At 70.0% G+C, this 16,635-nt stretch carries 14 protein-coding genes; 7 read left to right on the top strand and 7 right to left on the bottom strand.

The genetic code is table 11. From position 1 onward, the window contains the following. Positions 1-3 precede the first annotated feature (3 nt). Positions 4-885 (bottom strand): LysR family transcriptional regulator, encoded by an 882-nt coding sequence (locus AC07U4_RS04940; RefSeq protein WP_495194626.1) that lies wholly within the window; start codon positions 883-885, stop codon positions 4-6. A gap of 90 nt (positions 886-975) precedes the next feature. Here AC07U4_RS04940 and AC07U4_RS04945 point away from each other — a divergent pair, with 90 nt between their 5' ends. The 5 genes from AC07U4_RS04945 to AC07U4_RS04965 are packed head-to-tail and all read left to right on the top strand — an operon-like array spanning position 976 to position 6,890. After that, positions 976-2,145 carry an isovaleryl-CoA dehydrogenase gene (locus AC07U4_RS04945; RefSeq protein ID WP_495194627.1) on the top strand — a complete coding sequence of 390 codons (1,170 nt, stop codon included), beginning with the start codon at positions 976-978 and terminating at the stop codon, positions 2,143-2,145. After that, the gene (locus tag AC07U4_RS04950) at positions 2,142-3,737 is read left to right on the top strand and encodes a carboxyl transferase domain-containing protein (protein WP_495194628.1); all 1,596 of its coding nucleotides are present in this window, start codon (positions 2,142-2,144) and stop codon (positions 3,735-3,737) included. The genes AC07U4_RS04945 and AC07U4_RS04950 overlap by 4 nt, the downstream gene beginning before the upstream one ends. 5 nt (positions 3,738-3,742) lie before the next feature. Then, positions 3,743-5,590 carry an acetyl/propionyl/methylcrotonyl-CoA carboxylase subunit alpha gene (locus tag AC07U4_RS04955; RefSeq protein WP_495194629.1) on the top strand — a complete coding sequence of 616 codons (1,848 nt, stop codon included), beginning with the start codon at positions 3,743-3,745 and terminating at the stop codon, positions 5,588-5,590. Then, entirely contained in the window at positions 5,590-6,042 is a 453-nt protein-coding gene (locus AC07U4_RS04960; protein ID WP_495194630.1) for a MaoC family dehydratase, read from the top strand. The genes AC07U4_RS04955 and AC07U4_RS04960 overlap by 1 nt, the downstream gene beginning before the upstream one ends. Next, a complete protein-coding gene (locus AC07U4_RS04965; protein ID WP_495194631.1) occupies positions 6,039-6,890 on the top strand; it encodes an HpcH/HpaI aldolase/citrate lyase family protein in 852 nt (283 codons plus the stop codon). The genes AC07U4_RS04960 and AC07U4_RS04965 overlap by 4 nt, the downstream gene beginning before the upstream one ends. A gap of 4 nt (positions 6,891-6,894) precedes the next feature. Here AC07U4_RS04965 and AC07U4_RS04970 read toward each other — a convergent pair whose 3' ends face one another. From AC07U4_RS04970 to AC07U4_RS04990, 5 genes are all read right to left on the bottom strand, one after another. Next, positions 6,895-9,276, bottom strand: coding sequence for a TonB-dependent receptor (locus AC07U4_RS04970; RefSeq protein WP_495194632.1), 2,382 nt, complete (start codon positions 9,274-9,276; stop codon positions 6,895-6,897). Next, a complete protein-coding gene (locus AC07U4_RS04975; protein ID WP_495194633.1) occupies positions 9,230-10,180 on the bottom strand; it encodes a FecR family protein in 951 nt (316 codons plus the stop codon). The genes AC07U4_RS04970 and AC07U4_RS04975 overlap by 47 nt, the downstream gene beginning before the upstream one ends. Then, positions 10,177-10,683, bottom strand: a complete 507-nt coding sequence (locus AC07U4_RS04980; protein ID WP_495194634.1) for an RNA polymerase sigma factor — start codon at positions 10,681-10,683, stop codon at positions 10,177-10,179. Before AC07U4_RS04980 ends, AC07U4_RS04975 begins: the two co-directional genes overlap by 4 nt. A gap of 63 nt (positions 10,684-10,746) precedes the next feature. Beyond that, on the bottom strand, positions 10,747-11,550 hold the full coding sequence (locus AC07U4_RS04985) for a ChbG/HpnK family deacetylase (RefSeq protein ID WP_495194635.1): 804 nt from the start codon (positions 11,548-11,550) through the stop codon (positions 10,747-10,749). Beyond that, entirely contained in the window at positions 11,543-12,421 is an 879-nt protein-coding gene (locus tag AC07U4_RS04990; RefSeq protein WP_495189819.1) for a glycosyltransferase family 2 protein, read from the bottom strand. Before AC07U4_RS04990 ends, AC07U4_RS04985 begins: the two co-directional genes overlap by 8 nt. A 211-nt stretch (positions 12,422-12,632) precedes the next feature. Here AC07U4_RS04990 and AC07U4_RS04995 point away from each other — a divergent pair, with 211 nt between their 5' ends. Then, positions 12,633-14,120, top strand: a complete 1,488-nt coding sequence (locus tag AC07U4_RS04995; protein ID WP_495194636.1) for an ArnT family glycosyltransferase — start codon at positions 12,633-12,635, stop codon at positions 14,118-14,120. A 47-nt stretch (positions 14,121-14,167) separates the two neighbouring features. Then, the gene (gene cysS / locus AC07U4_RS05000; RefSeq protein ID WP_495194637.1) at positions 14,168-15,595 is read left to right on the top strand and encodes a cysteine--tRNA ligase; all 1,428 of its coding nucleotides are present in this window, start codon (positions 14,168-14,170) and stop codon (positions 15,593-15,595) included. A 21-nt stretch (positions 15,596-15,616) separates the two neighbouring features. On the opposite strand, the gene AC07U4_RS05005 is transcribed toward cysS, so the two are convergent. Continuing rightward, the gene (locus AC07U4_RS05005) at positions 15,617-16,609 is read right to left on the bottom strand and encodes a M48 family metallopeptidase (RefSeq protein WP_495194638.1); all 993 of its coding nucleotides are present in this window, start codon (positions 16,607-16,609) and stop codon (positions 15,617-15,619) included. Between the last annotated feature and the right edge of the window lie 26 nt (positions 16,610-16,635).

The following is a 16,635-nucleotide window of genomic DNA, read 5'->3' on the forward strand; positions in this document are numbered from 1 at the left end:
ACGTCAGTCCGGCGCGGGCGGCTCGACTGCCCGCGCCAGCGACGTCGCCAGCCAGCCGTGGCGCAGCGCCTCGGCATCGGCGTGCGCGGCGAACACCAGCCCGATGTCGCGGCTGAAATCGAAGCCGTCGAGATGCGCGAGCACCACGCCATCCTCGCGGAACCCCTCGGGCATGACGGTGACGCCGAGCCCGGCGCGGACGTAGCTCAACGCCTTGTCGTCGCTGGTCGTGCGCGCGGCGAACACCGGGCGGACGCCGCGGGTGGTGAAGAAGCGGCTGGTTTCGGGAAGCAATTCGCAATGGCGCCGGACGATCATCGGATCGTTGACGAGCTGTTCGGCGCGGATCACCGGCGTGCCGGCGAGCGGATGCGCCTGACCCAGCGCCAGCGCATAGCCCTCGCCGAGCAACTTCAGCCGCGCCTCGGGCGGGTCGCCGTCGCGCAGCAGCGTCAGCGCGAGGTCGATACGGCCGCGCGCGAGCCGCTCGCGCAGGTCGCGCTCCTTGCCCTCGACGATCTCGATCCGGTCGCCGCCGGGGGCGCTGCGTTGGTCGGCGAGCAGGCGTTCGATCCAGCGCCGCGGCGTCGTCACCAGCACGCCGAGCCGCAGCGTGCGCACCGGTGCGGTCTCCGCCACCGCCCGCTCCGCCTCGGCGAACCCCGCCTCGATCGCGCGGGCCGAGGCGACCAGCCGCGCGCCGGCGTCGGTCAGCGCGACGCGGCGGTTGGTGCGGTCGAACAGGCTGCGGCCCAGCGTCTTCTCCAGTTTGGCGATGCCGACCGACAGGGTCGGCTGCGAGACGTTGCACGCCGCCGCGGCGCGCGAGAAATTGCCGGTGTCGACCACCGACAGGAAATAGCGAAGATGGTAGCGATCGATCATAGACGGTTTCTATGATGTTCTTGCACGTCTTTCAATTTTCCATGTGACGGACGAGCGGCTACAAGGCCGCAAAAGACGGTGGAGAGACTGATGGCTGAACTGGACTTCGCGCTCGGCGAGATGGCCGACACGATCCGCGACACGACGCGCCGCTTCGCGCTCGACCGGATCGAACCGATCGCCGCCGCGGTCGATGCCGAGGATCGCTTCGCGCGCGAATTGTGGCCGATGATGGGCGAGCTGGGTCTGCACGGCATCACCGTCGAGGAGGCGGATGGCGGGCTCGGCCTCGGCTATCTCGAACATCTCATCGCCTGCGAGGAGATCAGCCGCTCGTCCGCCGCGATCGGGCTGAGCTACGGCGCGCATTCCAATTTGTGCGTCAACCAGATCCGCCGCTGGGCCAATGCCGAGCAGAAGGCCAGATATCTGCCGAAGCTGATTTCCGGCGAGCATGTCGGCAGCCTCGCCATGTCGGAGGCGGGCGCGGGGTCGGACGTCGTCTCGATGAAGCTGCGCGCCGACAAGGTCGATGGCGGCTGGCGGCTCAACGGCACCAAATTCTGGATCACCAACGCCGCTTATGCGGACACGCTGGTCGTCTATGCCAAGACGATCCCCGATGCCGGATCGAAGGGGATCACCGCCTTCCTGATCGAGAAGGATTTCGCCGGTTTCTCGATCGGGCAAAAGATCGACAAGCTCGGCATGCGCGGCTCGCCGACCGCCGAACTGGTGTTCGACGATTGCTTCGTCCCGGACGATCAGGTGATGGGGCCGCTCAACGGCGGCGTGAAGGTGCTGATGTCGGGGCTCGATTACGAGCGCGTCGTGCTGTCGGGCATCCAGCTCGGCATCATGCAGGCGTGCCTTGACGTCGTCCTGCCCTATGTCCGCGAGCGCAAGCAGTTCGGCCGGCCGATCGGCGAGTTCCAGCTGATGCAGGCCAAGGTCGCCGACATGTATGTCGCGCTCAACTCGGCGCGGGCCTATGTCTACGCCGTCGCCAAGGCGTGCGACGCGGGACGAACGACGCGCTTCGATGCCGCGGGCTGCATCCTGCTCGCCTCGGAAAGCGCGGTGAAGGTTGCCGGCGAGGCGATCCAGGCGCTGGGCGGCGCGGGCTATACGAAGGACTGGCCGGTCGAACGCTATTGGCGCGACGCCAAATTGCTCGACATCGGTGCCGGCACCAACGAGGTGCGTCGCATGCTGATCGGCCGCGAGCTGATCGGCCACGACGCGCCGCGCGCGCAATGACGGTGCTGCGTACCGCGATCGACGCGGCCTCCACCGACTTCGCCGCCAATGACGCGCACAATCGTGCGCTCGCCGCGACGCTGCGCGAGACGGTCGCGACCAGCGCGCTCGGCGGCTCGGAGCAGCATCGCGCCCGCCACGTCGCGCGCGGCAAGCTGCTGCCGCGCGACCGCGTCGAGCGGCTGCTCGACCCCGGCTCGCCGTTCCTCGAAGTGGGCGCATTGGCGGCGAACGGCATGTACGGCGGCGATGCCCCCGGCGCGGGGATGATCGCCGGCATCGGCCGCGTCTCGGGCCGCGAATGCCTTATTATCGCCAACGACCCGACGGTGAAGGGCGGCGCCTATTTCCCGATGACGGTGAAGAAGCATCTCCGCGCGCAGGAGATCGCGCGCGAGAACCGCCTGCCGTGCATCTATCTGGTCGATTCGGGCGGCGCCAATCTGCCGCATCAGGCCGAGGTGTTCCCCGACCGCGATCATTTCGGCCGCATCTTCTTCAACCAGGCGCAGATGTCGGCGGAGGGGATCGCCCAGATCGCCTGCGTGATGGGCAGCTGCACCGCGGGCGGTGCCTATGTCCCCGCCATGTCCGACGAGACGGTGATCGTCCGCAATCAGGGGACGATCTTCCTCGCCGGCCCGCCGCTGGTCAAGGCGGCGACCGGCGAGGTCATCTCCGCGGAAGAGCTGGGCGGCGCCGACACGCATGCGCGCAAGTCGGGCGTCGTCGACCACGTCGCCGAGAATGACGAGCATGCGCTGCTGATCGTCCGCGATATCGTTGCGACGCTCAACCGGCCCAAGGCGGTCGATATCGAGATCGCCGCGCCGCGGGCGCCGAAGCTCGACCCGCAGGAGCTATACGGCATCGTGCCGCAGGACGTGCGCGCGCCCTATGACGTGCATGAGGTGATCGGGCGGATCGTCGACGGTTCGGACTTCCACGAGTTCAAGCCGTTGTACGGCACCACGCTCGTCTGCGGCTTCGCGCGCATCTGGGGCATGCCGGTGGCGATCCTCGCCAACAATGGCGTATTGTTCTCGGAAAGCGCCTTGAAGGGCGCGCATTTCATCGAGCTCGCCTGCCAGCGGCGCATCCCGTTGCTGTTCCTCCAGAACATTTCCGGCTTCATGGTCGGTGGGAAGTATGAGGCGGAAGGTATCGCGAAGAACGGTGCCAAGCTGGTGACCGCGGTCGCCACCGCCTCGGTACCGAAGATCACCGTGCTGATCGGCGGCAGCTTCGGTGCGGGCAATTACGGCATGTGCGGGCGCGCCTATTCCCCGCGCTTCCTGTTCAGCTGGCCCAATGCGCGCATCTCGGTGATGGGCGGCGAACAGGCGGCGAGCGTGCTCGCCACCGTGCATCGCGACGCCGATGGCTGGACGCCCGAACAGGCGGAGGCGTTCAAGGCGCCGATCCGCCAGAAATACGAGGACGAGGGCAACCCCTATTACGCCACCGCGCGGCTGTGGGACGACGGCATCATCGATCCCGTCCAGACCCGCGACGTGCTCGGCCTCGCCTTTTCCGCGGTGCTCAACGCGCCCATTCCCCAATCGCCGTCCTTCGGCGTGTTCCGGATGTGATGGCCATGATCGAGAGCCTGCTCATCGCCAATCGCGGCGAAATCGCCCGCCGCATCATCCGCACCGCGCGGCGGCTCGGCATCCGCACGATTGCGGTCCATTCCGACGTCGATGCCGCCATGCCCTTCGTCCGAGAGGCGGATGCGGCGGTGTGCATCGGCACCGCGCTCGCCGCCGACAGCTATCTGCGGCAGGATCGCATCCTCGCCGCCGCCCGCGAGACGGGCGCGGCGGCGATCCATCCCGGCTACGGCTTCCTGTCGGAGAATGCCGAATTCGCCGAGGCGGTGGTCGCCGCGGGCCTCGTCTGGGTCGGCGCGCCGCCCGCCAGCATCCGCGCGATGGGCCTCAAGGATGCCGCCAAGCAACGGATGATCGCCGCCGGCGTGCCGGTGACGCCGGGCTATCTCGGCGCCGACCAGTCGCCCGAACGCCTGCAGGCGGAGGCCGACGCGATCGGCTATCCGGTGCTCATCAAGGCGGTCGCCGGCGGCGGCGGCAAGGGGATGCGCAAGGTCGATGCGCGCGAGGATTTCGCCGAGCTGCTCGCCAGTTGCCAGCGCGAGGCGGCCGCCTCGTTCGGCAACACGCAAGTGCTGATCGAAAAGTACATCCTGTCGCCGCGCCATATCGAGGTGCAGGTGTTCGGCGATACGCACGGGCAGGTCGTCCATCTGTTCGAGCGCGATTGCTCGCTCCAGCGTCGCCACCAGAAGGTGATCGAGGAGGCCCCCGCCCCCGGCATGGACGCCGCGACCCGCGCCGCGGTCTGCGATGCGGCGGTGCGGGCGGCGAAGGCCGTCGACTATGTCGGGGCCGGCACGATCGAGTTCATCGCCGATGGTTCGGACGGGCTGCGCGCCGATCGCATCTGGTTCATGGAGATGAACACGCGGTTGCAGGTCGAGCATCCCGTCACCGAGGCGATCACCGGGCAGGATCTGGTCGAATGGCAGCTCCGCGTCGCCTCGGGCGAACCGCTGCCCCGCCGGCAGGACGAACTGTCGATCCAAGGCTGGGCGATGGAGGCGCGGCTCTATGCCGAGAATCCGGCGAGCGGCTTCCTGCCCTCGACCGGGCCGCTCGACCGGCTGCGCTTCCCCGCCGACGTGCGCGTCGACAGCGGTGTGGAGGAAGGCGGCGCGGTGACGCCCTTCTACGACCCGATGATCGCCAAGCTGATCGTCCATGGCGGTTCGCGGCGAGAGGCGGCGGCGAGGCTCGCCGCGGCGGCGCGCGGCACGCAGGTCTGGCCGGTGAAGACCAACGCCGCCTTCCTCGCCCGCGCGGCGGCGCATCCCGATTTCGTCGCGGGGCGCGTCGATACCGGCTTCATCGAACGCCATGCCGCCGATCTGATCCCGGCGGCGGACCCCTCCCCCGCGATGCTCGGCGCCGCGGCGGCGGCGTTGCTGCCGCAGGGTGACGATCCGTGGGTGGCGCTGCGCGGCTTCCGTGCCAATCGTGCGATTGCGACTGCGATCGACGTCGAGGTCGGCGGCAAGCCCTATCGCGTCGAGCATCCCGTCGCCGGCGGGATCGTCGCCGATGGCGTGCTGTTCCTCGACGGCGAGGCGTGGCCGTTCGGCGCCCCTCGCGCCGATGCGATCGCCGGCGGCGGCGAAGGCGATGGCGCGATCCTGTCGCCGATGCCGGGCCGCGTCATCGCGGTGCTGGTCGCCGCGGGACAGGCCGTCGCGCGCGGCGAGCGGCTGCTCGTGCTGGAAGCGATGAAGATGGAACAGGCGCTGGTCGCGCCGTTCGACGGTGTCGTGGCGGAGCTCAAGGTCACGGAGGGCGCGCAGGTGCCCGAGGGGACGTTGCTCGCGCGGATCGCAGTGGAGGAGGTTTGATGGCAGGACGCAGCTTCGACGCATGGCAGGTCGGCGACCGTATCGTCCACGACATCCGCCGCACGGTGACCGAGACGGACAACCTGCTGTTCTCGACGATGACGCACAATCCGCAGCCGCTCCACCTCGACGCCGAGGCAGCGCGCGCGAGCGAATTCGGTCAGATCCTCGTCAATGGTACCTTCACCTTCGCGCTGATGGTCGGCCTGTCGGTCGGCGACACGACGCTCGGCACGCTCGTCGCCAATCTCGGCTATGACAAGCTGGTGATGCCCAAGCCGGTGTTCCTCGGCGATACGTTGCGCGCCGAGACCGAGGTGGTCGAGCTGAAGGACAGCCGCTCGCGGCCCGACGCGGGCATCGTCACCTTCGCGCATCGCATGCTCAACCAGCGCGACGAGATCGTCTGCCAGTGCCTGCGCACCGCCTTGCTCAAACGGTCGGTGGCATGAGGCTGCGCTCGCTCCTGTTCGTGCCGGGCGACCGGCCGGAGCGGTTCGCTAAAGCGGTGGCGAGCGGTGCCGACGCGCTGATCCTCGATCTCGAGGATTCGGTGGCGGCCAGCGCCAAGACGGCGGCGCGCGAGGCGGTGGCGGCGCACTTGCGCGAACCGCGCGGCGCGGTGCGGCTGTTCGTGCGGGTCAATCCGCTCGATACCGCATTATGCGCCGAGGATATCGCCGCGCTCCACGGCCTCGCCCCCGATGCGATCGTGCTGCCCAAGGCGGAGGGCGCACCCAGCGTCCGCGAGCTCGCGCAGCGGCTCGCCGCGGCCGGTATCGACGCGCCGATCCTGCCGATCGCCACCGAGACTCCGGCGGCGATCTTCGCGCTCGGCAGCTATGCGGCGGCAGGCGTGGCGCTCGCCGGGATCACGTGGGGGGCGGAGGATCTGCCCGCCGCGATCGGCGCAGCGACAAGCCGCGAGGACGACGGCCGCTACACGCAGCCCTATGAGATGGCGCGGTCGCTGACGCTGTTCGCGGCGCATGCCGCCGGGGTGGCGGCGATCGACACCGTCTATCCCGCCTTCCGCGACCTCGACGGCCTCGCCGCTTATGCGCGGCGCGCGGCGCGCGACGGCTTCACCGGGATGATGGCGATCCATCCGACGCAGGTCGCCGCGATCAACGCCGCCTTCACCCCCAGCGCCGAACAGGTCGAGGCGGCGCAGCGCATCGTCGCCGCCTTCGCCGCGGCGCCCGACGCGGGGGCGTTGCAGGTCGACGGCCGGATGGTCGATGCACCGCATCTCAAACAGGCGCGCCGCCTGCTCGACCGCGCCGAGCCGCCGCGATAGCCGCTCACCAGGCCGCCGACACGCCGAGACGCACGTTGCGCGGCCGCAACGGCGTCACCTGATTGCGCGCGGCGAGGCCAAAGGGATTGCCGAACGCGAAGCGATTGGCCGCCGCATCGGTGAGATTGTCGAGGCCGAGCGTCAGGTCGAGGTTACGCCAGCGCACGCCGGCCGAGGCACCGAGGGTGGTGTAATCGCCCTGGCTGACGTCGAGCAGATCGCCGGTGCCGAGCACCGACCGCCCGACATAGTCAACCGTCGCGCCGACCCGCGGCGCGACGCTTCGCCCCTGCCCCCAGGCGTAGCTCAGCGCGGCATGACCCGCGAACGGCGGCGTCTCGGGCAGGCGGCGATTGTCCTCGCGCGACTGGTCGGCGACCGGCCCGCGCACCCGATTGTAGGTGTAGAGCGCCGCCGCATCGAGGCGCAGCCCGGCGAGCGGAACCCAGTCGAGCGATGCCTCCAGCGTCTGGATATTGGCGTTGCCGAGATTGGTGGTGAACGGCTGGCCGCGCCGGTTGAGCAGATCGGCCTGGATGCCGCGCCACCGTGCGGTCGACGCGCTCACCGACAGGCCGAGACCGGTCGTGCCGCGCCGCAGCCGGCGCATGCCGATTTCGCCAACCGCGATCGAATCGGCCTGATAATTGGCGACGCGGCCGATCCCCTGCGCGACTGCCAGCCCACCGGTGCGGAACCCCGTCTGGTAGCGCGCGAATAGCGCGAGATCGGGCGCGAGCCGGTAGGACAAGGCGAGCGTCGGATCGGCGCGCTGCGTCGAGCGGCCGCGGATATAGGCGCCCGGCCGCCGCGTCGCCGACGGCTCGCCGTCGATCCGCGCGCTGGTGAAGCGTCCGCCGAGCGTCACCGACAGGTCCGGGGTCACTGCCAGCGTCGTCTCGCCGAAGGCGGAGGCGGCGCGGGTGACGTTGGTGACGCCGACGATGTCCATCTGGTTGCCGGTCAGGCCGAGCGCACGCGACAGCGCCGACCGGTCGCTGACCAGGGTGAAACCGGCGAGCCAGGAATTGCCCGCCGCGGTCGAACGCGACAGCCGCATCTCGTGCGACAGCAGCAATTTGGCATTGTCGACATTATAGGCGACCGGCCGTCCGACGCCGCGCGGCGTCGCGTCGAACACCTCGCCGGTGTGATAATCCGCCACCCCGGTCGCCGAGACGAGGCGCAGGCCGCTGTCCCAGTCCTTGGCGACGACGACGCGGCCGAACAGGAAGCGGTCCGCAAACGGCTGCGCGATCCGGCTGCTGCGCCGGTAGCTGCCGTCGCTGACCTCGGCATATTGGCCGTCGGTGGCGCGGATGCGCTGGACGACGCCGCTGGTGTCGATCCGCCAGCCGCCGCCCGGCTCGGCGCGCAGCGCGAGGCGCGCACCGACGGTGCCGACGCGGTTGACGTCGCGCCCGCGTGCCGGATCGTCGATATAGCCGCCGTCGCGCACCACATAGGCGACGCTGCGCAGCGCCAGCCGCTCGTCGAGCAGCGGCACGTTGACCATCGCCGACAGATCATAGCCCGCCGCGCCGCCATGCGTGGCGACGACGCCGCCGCTCATCGCCGCGGCGACCCGGTCGAGCAGGGGCGCGTTCGAGGTCAGCCGCAGCACGCCACCGATCGCGCCCGCCCCGTACAAGGTCCCCTGTGGCCCCTCCATCACCTCGACCGCCTGCATGTCGTAGAGGCGCAGGCCGGGATCGGGACCGGAGGCGTTGAGCTGGACGTCGTCGAGATAGACGCTGGCGGTCGATTGGGTGGTGCCGTTGAAGCTGCTGTCGGCGATGCCGCGGATGAACACCTTGTTGCGTCCCGGCCCGAGCTGCGTGCTCTGCAGCACCGGCACCGCATTGGTGAGGTCGCTGATCGCCCCGGTCGCGCCATTGGGCTGCGCCGTCGTGCCGACCAGGGTCAGGCTGCCGGGATAGCGCAGCAAGGGGACGCGCTGCTTGCTCGCGGTGACGACGATGTCGGCGGGCACGTCCGCCGGCGGGACGGGGCGAGGCGGCGTCGGCCGTGGCGGCCGCACGCGACGCGGCGCGGCGACGATGCGATAGACGCCGCCCGGCCCGGGCACCGCGCGATAGCCGGTGTCGGCGAGCAGCCGCGCGAGCGCCCGCGCGACGGGCATCGTTCCGCGTAGCGGACGGCAGCGGATGGCGTGGAGCCCCGGCTCGGTACTGACGATCTCGACGCCGCTGCTCCGCGCCAGCGTCAACACCGCCGCGTCGAGCGTCGTCGCCGGGATGGCGACGGTGATCGCCGCATCGCGCGCGCGCGCGATCGACGGCAGGCAAGCGGCGGCCGCGAAGGCGGCGGAAACGAGCTTAACGTGTCGCGGTAGCGCGGTCCGCCAATACCCAGCCTTCGCCATTACGCCGCCATGTCGCCCCGATCAGTTCGGCCAGATGCGGTACGTCGCGATCGGCAGCGCCTGTGACGTGGATCATGCCGGTAAACGGGCGGCGCGACAAGTCGCCGACGATACGCAGGTCGACGCCGAGCTGCCGACGCAGGCTCGCCACGACCTCGCCGACCGGTATCCCCTCGAAACTGAGATCGCCGCTGCGCCAGCCGCCGACCGCGGCGGTCGGCAGCGTGCTGCGGACAATACGGCGGTCGGCGGCCATCGTCACCGTGTCGCCGGCGCCGAGCCGCAGCCCGGCGCCGTCGGGCTGGAACAGCACCGACCCCTCCGCCACCGCGACCGAGAGGCGCTCGCCGGTGTGCAGCACGTCGAAGGTGGTGCCGAGATCGCGGATCAGTTGGTCGCCGGCGCGCAGCTCGAACGGATGCGTTTCATCGTGGACGACGTGGAGCGTCGCCTCGCCGCGATCGAGCGCGACGCTGCGCGGATCGGTGCCGCTCACCCGCAGCAGGCTGCCGCCGTTGAGCGCGATCTGCGTCCCGTCGGCCAGGCGGACGTCGCGCCGCTCGCCGTCGCTTGTGGCATAGACGGTCTCGGCCGCGTACGAGCCGAACGTCGTCGGCACCAGCCAAAGGGCGAGTGCCGCGGCGATCGCGCCGCCGCCCGCCAATCGCCACCAGCCGCGCGAGGCCGGCTGGTCGTCGTTCGCCGCAATCGGCATCGCATCGGGTTCGGGAAACGCCGCCGCGGCGACCAGCCGGTCGCGCATCGCCACCGCGTCATACGCGCGCGCATGGGCCGGGGTCTCGAGCCAGGCGACGAAGCCTTCCCAATCCTCCGCCGCCATATGCTCCTGGCGCAGATGCCAGGCGATCGCCTGGTCGATGATGTTCGGTGCGTCACGGCTCACAGGCGCTGCCCCCTTCCATCATCATGACGATGCGCCACCGGCATATCCGCAGCATTCTGTTCGGCGCGGGCATGAATAATCCGATACGCCCGCTGCAACAGCTTCTCGACACCGCTGACGCTGATCCCCAATTGCTCGGCGATGGCGCGTTGCGGCCTGTTTTCAACGCGATATAGTCGCAATGCGGTGGCCATCCGTTCGGGCATGTCGGCGATCGCCGCCTCGATCGCGCGCAGCTCGTCGCGCATCACCAGCGTCCGTTCCGCATCGGGCAGGTCGTTGGCGGTCGGCTGCTCCTCCAGCCACGCCGCCTCGCGGGCGCCGCGGCGCGCGGCGGCGATCCGCCGGTCGGTCGCCAGGTTGCTGGCGACGCGATACAGGAAGGCGGCCGGCTGCGCGATCGGCTGATCGGCGAGCTGGTCGATCCGCAACCACATGTCCTGCAGCGCATCCTCCGCATCGTCGCGGTTCCCGAGCCGCGCCGTCAACAGACGCGACAACATCGCGCGTTGTTCGAGGAAGATGGCGCGAAGTCCGCCGTCGGCCAATCTGCGTCCGCGCTCCCGTCAGGCTGGAAACGCCAGCCCTTCCGCCGCCGCCATGTCCGCTATCGGCCATTTCCGCAAGACGTCCGCTTCGCGCGGCCGCGCCTCGGCGATCGCGTCGCCGGCGCGCCTGCCCGCCCCCGGATGACACATGACGAGATGCATGCCCGCCGCCCGCCGCAGGAAGCGCGGGAACAACCGCTTGTAATCCGTCGAGAAATCATAGTGGCCGGCGAAACTGTCGTTGCAGCGCAAGCGATAGCGCGCCGCCGCCCGGCGCAGCCCGCGCGAATGGAAGGCGCTGCCGATCGCCTTGCCGACGAACGGCCGCGCCAACATCGCATCGACCCGATCGGTGCAGTCGCGCACCCAGGCTTCGGGCGCGCGGCTCGCCGTCTCGAACAGCACGATGTCGCGGATGCCCGGCAAGGCGTGCGAATGCTGGTGGCCGTCGACGAAATCGGGCGCGCGGCCCATCGCCGCGGTGAAGGCGTCGAACTGCGCGGCGATCTCGGCCGCGATCTCCTCCAGCGGCAATTGCCGGCGTGCGGCGCGGCCGGCGAGCGGATCGATCTCGGGCAATCTGCCGTCGGGTGCGAACAGCGGCATGTCGGTCAGCGGCCGTTCCTGCGTCAGCGTCAGGTGCAGCCCGATCGAGACGTGCGCCGGCAGGTCGCGAAGCAATGCGGCATCGTCCATCCACCCCGGCATCAGCGTCATGCAGCTAGTCGCGTTGAGCTTGCCGTTCGCCGCCAGCTCGGCGATCGTCTCGCTCACGCCGCGGGAATAAGCGAAATCGTCGGCGCACAGGACCAGGTTACGCAACGGCCGCACCCTCCACACATTGATGCGCGCGCTCGCGGATCTGGACGCTGAGCAGCTTGCGGCGCTGCAGCCGGCGCGCGAGGAAGCGATAGAAGAACCAGCTGCCCGCCCACGGCGCGGTCGCCGAATAGACCAGCCGTTCGAACAGCGTCCAGCGGATCGAATCGCGGTCGCGCTCGCGTGGCGAGGGCATGCACCACAGATCCTGCGAATAGAGCATCCGGCCCCGCGCCATCGTGCGGTGGATGACCTCGTGATCCTCGAGGATATAGCCCCAGATCGCGGCATCGAAGCCGCCGACCGCGCGCAGCGTCTCGACGTCGAAGCACTGGCCGGCGCCGCCGGCATGACATTGCCGCGGCAGCAGCTTGGCCGCCGACAGGATCTTGCGCGCCTCGGCATCGAGCGCCGCCTGATCGGCGCCGGGGTCGACGAAATAGGCGCCGGCGACGACGCAGCGGTCGCGCTGCAACAGCCGCTCCGCCTCGGCGAGATAGTGCGGCGGGTAGAGCGTGTCGGCGTCGCAGGTCGCGACATAGCGCGTCCGGACCCAGCCGAGCCCCGTGCGCAGCGCCGCGACCTTGCCCGGCGTCGTCTCGGTGATGACGAGGGCATCGAGCCCGTGCGCGCGGACCGCGGCGCGTGCCACCTCGGCGCTGCCGTCGGTCGACCCGTTATCGACCAGGATCAGGATCGCGCGCACGCTCTGCGCGGCGAGGCTGGCGATCGTCGCGGCGAGATAGTCGCGTTCGTTGAAGAACGGGATCAGCACCGTCCACAGCGGTGTCGGCCGGCGATCCAGCCGCCGCGCGGCGATCGACGACCCCGCCGCGCTGCGGGACATCGGATCGTGGTCGTTGATCAGAAACATGATGCCCCCGGCAGACGGTCCTGGCGGCATCGCGGACTGCGACGCATGCCGACATGGTCTACCCCCCGGAAGGCCATGTCGGCGCCGCGCGTCAGTCGCTGCGATGCCCCGAATGACAGACGATGCCGATCTGGACATTCCACACCTGCCCCCGAAAAAAATGCTGCATGACGGTAGGGATCGCCGGATTTATGGGGGCGCCATGATCTCCATGGCGCGTTCCCCGGCCGCAGCGACGAGCGTCCCCGCCAGCCGGCCCGGCGCCGTGGCGACCTTCCTGCTGCTGCTCGGCTGGGCGCTGCTGCTGCGCGGTCGCGACTTCGGCAATCCGATCATCCACGTCGACGAGCAATATTATCTGCTCGTCGGCGACCGCCTGCTCCACGGCGCCTTGCCCTATGTCGATCTATGGGACCGCAAGCCGCTGGGGCTGTTCCTGATCTTCGCGGCGATGCGGCTGCTGCCCGGCGACGGCATCCTCGCCTATCAGCTCGTCGCGACGCTGTTCGCCGCGGCGACCGCCTGGCTGGTCACGCGCGGCAGCCGGCGGCTCGGCGCGACGCCGCGCGGGGCGCTGGTCGCCGGCCTCGCCTATGTGCTGTGGCTGTCGTTGCTCAGCGGGCGCGGCGGGCAGTCGCCGGTCTTCTACAATCTGTTCGTCGCCGCCGCTGCGGTGCTGACGCTGCGCCTGCCGCAGCTCGCCGCGCGTGGTGCCGGCGGCGCGATCGTCGCCAATGGCTGCGCCGCCTGCCTGCTTGCGGGTCTCGCGATCCAGACCAAATATACGCCGGTGGTCGAAGGCGCGTTCTTCGGGCTCGTCCACCTCTGGTATCTCCGCCGCGCCGGCACTTCGCTCGCGCCGCTCTCGGCAGCGGCGTTGGTGTGGGCGGTGCTCGGCATCGTGCCGACCGCAGCGGTCGTGCTGTTCTACCGGTCACAGGGGCCGGCGGCGTTCGACGCCTTCTGGTTCGCCAATTTCGCCTCGGTGTCGCTGCGCAAGGGCTATCCCGCCGCCAAGATCGCCGCACGGCTCGCGGGCACCACCGCGCAATTGCTGCCGTTCATCGCTTGCGCAGCGCTCGCGTGGCGCGTGCGGCCGCGCCGGCCCGAGATGGGTATCGCCTTCGGCTGGCTCGCTGCGGCGCTCGTCGCCTTCGCGATGATCGGCGCCTTCTTCGATCATTATGCGCTGCCGCTGATGGTGCCGCTGGCGATGATCGCCGGCGTGGCGCTCGGCCGTTACCGGGCGGCACCCGTGGCGCTGCTCGGCTACGGCCTGCTGCTGTTCGTCGTACGGGTGGCGCTGGTGCCGACCGAGGCCGCATCGGCGCGCGCGGTGGCGCGGGTGATGGCGGCGAACGACCGCGGCGGCTGTCCCTATGTCTTCGCCGGAGACGCCATCCTCTACCATCTCGCCGACGCCTGCATCCCGACCGCCTACGCCTTCCCCTCGACGCTGGCCTATGAAGCCGAACAGGGCGCCACCGGCATCGACGAGGCCGCCGAGGTACGCCGCATCCTCGCCCGCCGGCCGCCGGTGATCGTGACGATGGATGCGCCGATGGCGCCGTGGAACCGCGCGAGCCAGGCGGCGATGACGCAGGCGCTCGCCGCCGGCTATCGCCGGGTGTTGACCGTCCCGCGCGAGGACGCGCATCTGCTCGTCTATCTGCGCGACGATCTGCCGCTGCGGCGCTGATCGCAGGCCCCTTGGCGCGGACGCCTCCGCCGGGCTAGAGCGCCCGCATGACGCCGCTGACGCTCCACAACAGCCTGACCCGCATGGCGGAGCTGTTCCAGCCCGCCGACCCCGCCGACGTCCGCATCTATTCGTGCGGGCCGACGGTCTATCATTATGCGCATATCGGCAATCTGCGCGCCTATCTGTTCACCGACACGCTCGGGCGGGTGCTGACGTGGAAGGGCTATGGCCTCACCCATGTCATCAACATCACCGACGTCGGCCATCTGACCAGCGACGCCGACGCCGGCGACGACAAGATGGAGGCGGCGGCGCGCGCCAGCGGTCGCGACATCTGGGCGGTCGCCGCGCATTATACGCAGGCGTTCAAGGCGAACCTCAAGGACCTCAACGTCCGCGATCCCGCCCGCTTCCCGCTCGCCACCGATCACGTCGCCGGCATGATCGCCTTCGGCGAGGCGATCGCAGAGAAACATTGCTACCGGCTTCCCGACGGCCTCTATTTCGACACCTCGACCGTGCCCGATTACGGCCGGCTCGCCGGGACGCGCGACGACGGCCCCGCCGAGGGCCGGATCGAGACAGTGGCGGGCAAGCGCCACGCCGCCGACTTCGCGATCTGGCGGACGAGCGCACCGGGCGAGCACCGCCAGATGGAATGGGACAGCCCGTGGGGCCGCGGCGCGCCCGGCTGGCATCTCGAATGTTCGGTGATGAGCCGCAAGTATCTCGGCGCGCATTTCGACATCCATACCGGCGGCATCGACCATCGCGAGATCCACCACCCCAACGAGATCGCGCAGAATCAGGCGTTCAGCGGCACCGCCGACACCGGCGCGACGCTATGGATGCACAACAACTTCCTCGTCGATCGCACCGGCAAGATGTCCAAATCCTCGGGCGAGTTCCTCATCCTGCCGACGCTGGTCGAGCGTGGCTTCCACCCCCTCGCCTATCGCCTGATGTGCCTGCAGGCGCATTATCGCAGCGAGCTGGAATTTTCGTGGGAGAATCTCGCCGCGGCGCAGACGCGGCTGAAACGCTACGTGCAGACCGTCGCGGCGCTCCGCGCGCGCGGCGAGGGCAAGGGCGCGGCGTCCGCCACGCCCTATATCGAGCGGCTCGATGCGGCGGTGTCCGACGACCTCAATACGCCCAAGGCGTTGCCGGTGCTCGACGAATTGCTCGCCGACAAAGCGATCAGCCCCGCCGGCAGACTGGCTGCGCTCGGCGATTTCGATGCGGTGCTCGGCCTCGGCCTGACGACGCTGTCGCGCGAGGACCTGCGCGTCCGCCCGGCCAGCGCCGGCATCGACGAAGCCGGGATCGCGGCACGGCTCGCGGATCGTCGCGACGCGCGCGCGGCCAAGGACTTCCCGCGCTCCGACGCGATCCGCGACGACCTCGCCGCGCTGGGGGTCGAGGTGATGGACGGCGATCCGCTCGGCTGGGACTGGAAGGTGGCGCCGTAACCGGAGACGGTTCGCGTCCGCTTATTCCAGCGGCTGATCCACCGTCGCGATGATCGGCGGCACGTACGGCTTCGGGGCATTCGCCGGGATGCGCGCGATCTCCGCCTCCAGCGCTTTGGCGCGTGCCGCCGAGGACGGATGCGTGCGGCTGCGGAACAGCCCGCCGTCGACGTCGCCGCCATGGTCGCGCCAGAAGCGCACCGCGATCCGTGGGTCGTAGCCGGCGTTGCGCAGCAGATACATGCCGAGCAGATCGGCCTGATCCTCGGTCAGGCGGAACAGCCGGCCGTTACGGCCAACCTCCGATAGCAGACCGCGCTTCACCCCGGCGGCATCGAGCCGCGTGGCGTGATGGAGGATGTTGTGCGCCAGTTCGTGCGCGACGACCACCGCGACCTCGTCGTCGGTATAGCGTTCGAAGAAGCGCACCGCGATTTGCACGATCCGCCCGTCGGCCGATGCGTCCATCCCCGGCCCGAGCAGTACCTCGAACGCGCTGCGACACCCCGGCGACGCAGCGATGCTGACGCTGCGCGGCTTGCCGTCGCGCAACAGGTCGATGCGCAGCGGCCGGTCGGCAGGCAAGGCGGCGATCGTCGCGGTCACCGCGTCGCGCGCGGCGCTGGTCGCGGTCTTTCCCGATGCCGCGCCATCGACCCGCTTGCCGTCGATCGCGACGATCGAATCGCCCTCGCGCACCCCCGCGGCGGCCGCGGGCGAGCCCGGCACCACCGCCTCGACCGCGATCGGCGTCTCGAACCCGAAGCTGCGGCGCGCCTGGTCACGCAGCGGCGCGTCATATTGGTCGATCGCATGGATCGCCCAGCCCGGCGTCGGCGCCGTCTCGCGGCACAGCGCGACGTTGGCGGTGGTCAGCCGATAGGCGATCCCCGCCATCCGCCCGTCCACCGCGCGCAACGCCGTGAAGGTCACGGCGCTATCCTGCGCCCGGGCCGGCGACGGGCTGCCGATTCCGAGCAATATGGGCGCGATGCACAGCAGAGCCTTGTTCATCCCGCCGCCCTAGAACAGCGCGTTCG

It is taken from the genome of Sphingomonas sp. GW821-FHT02B09 (assembly GCF_059421875.1).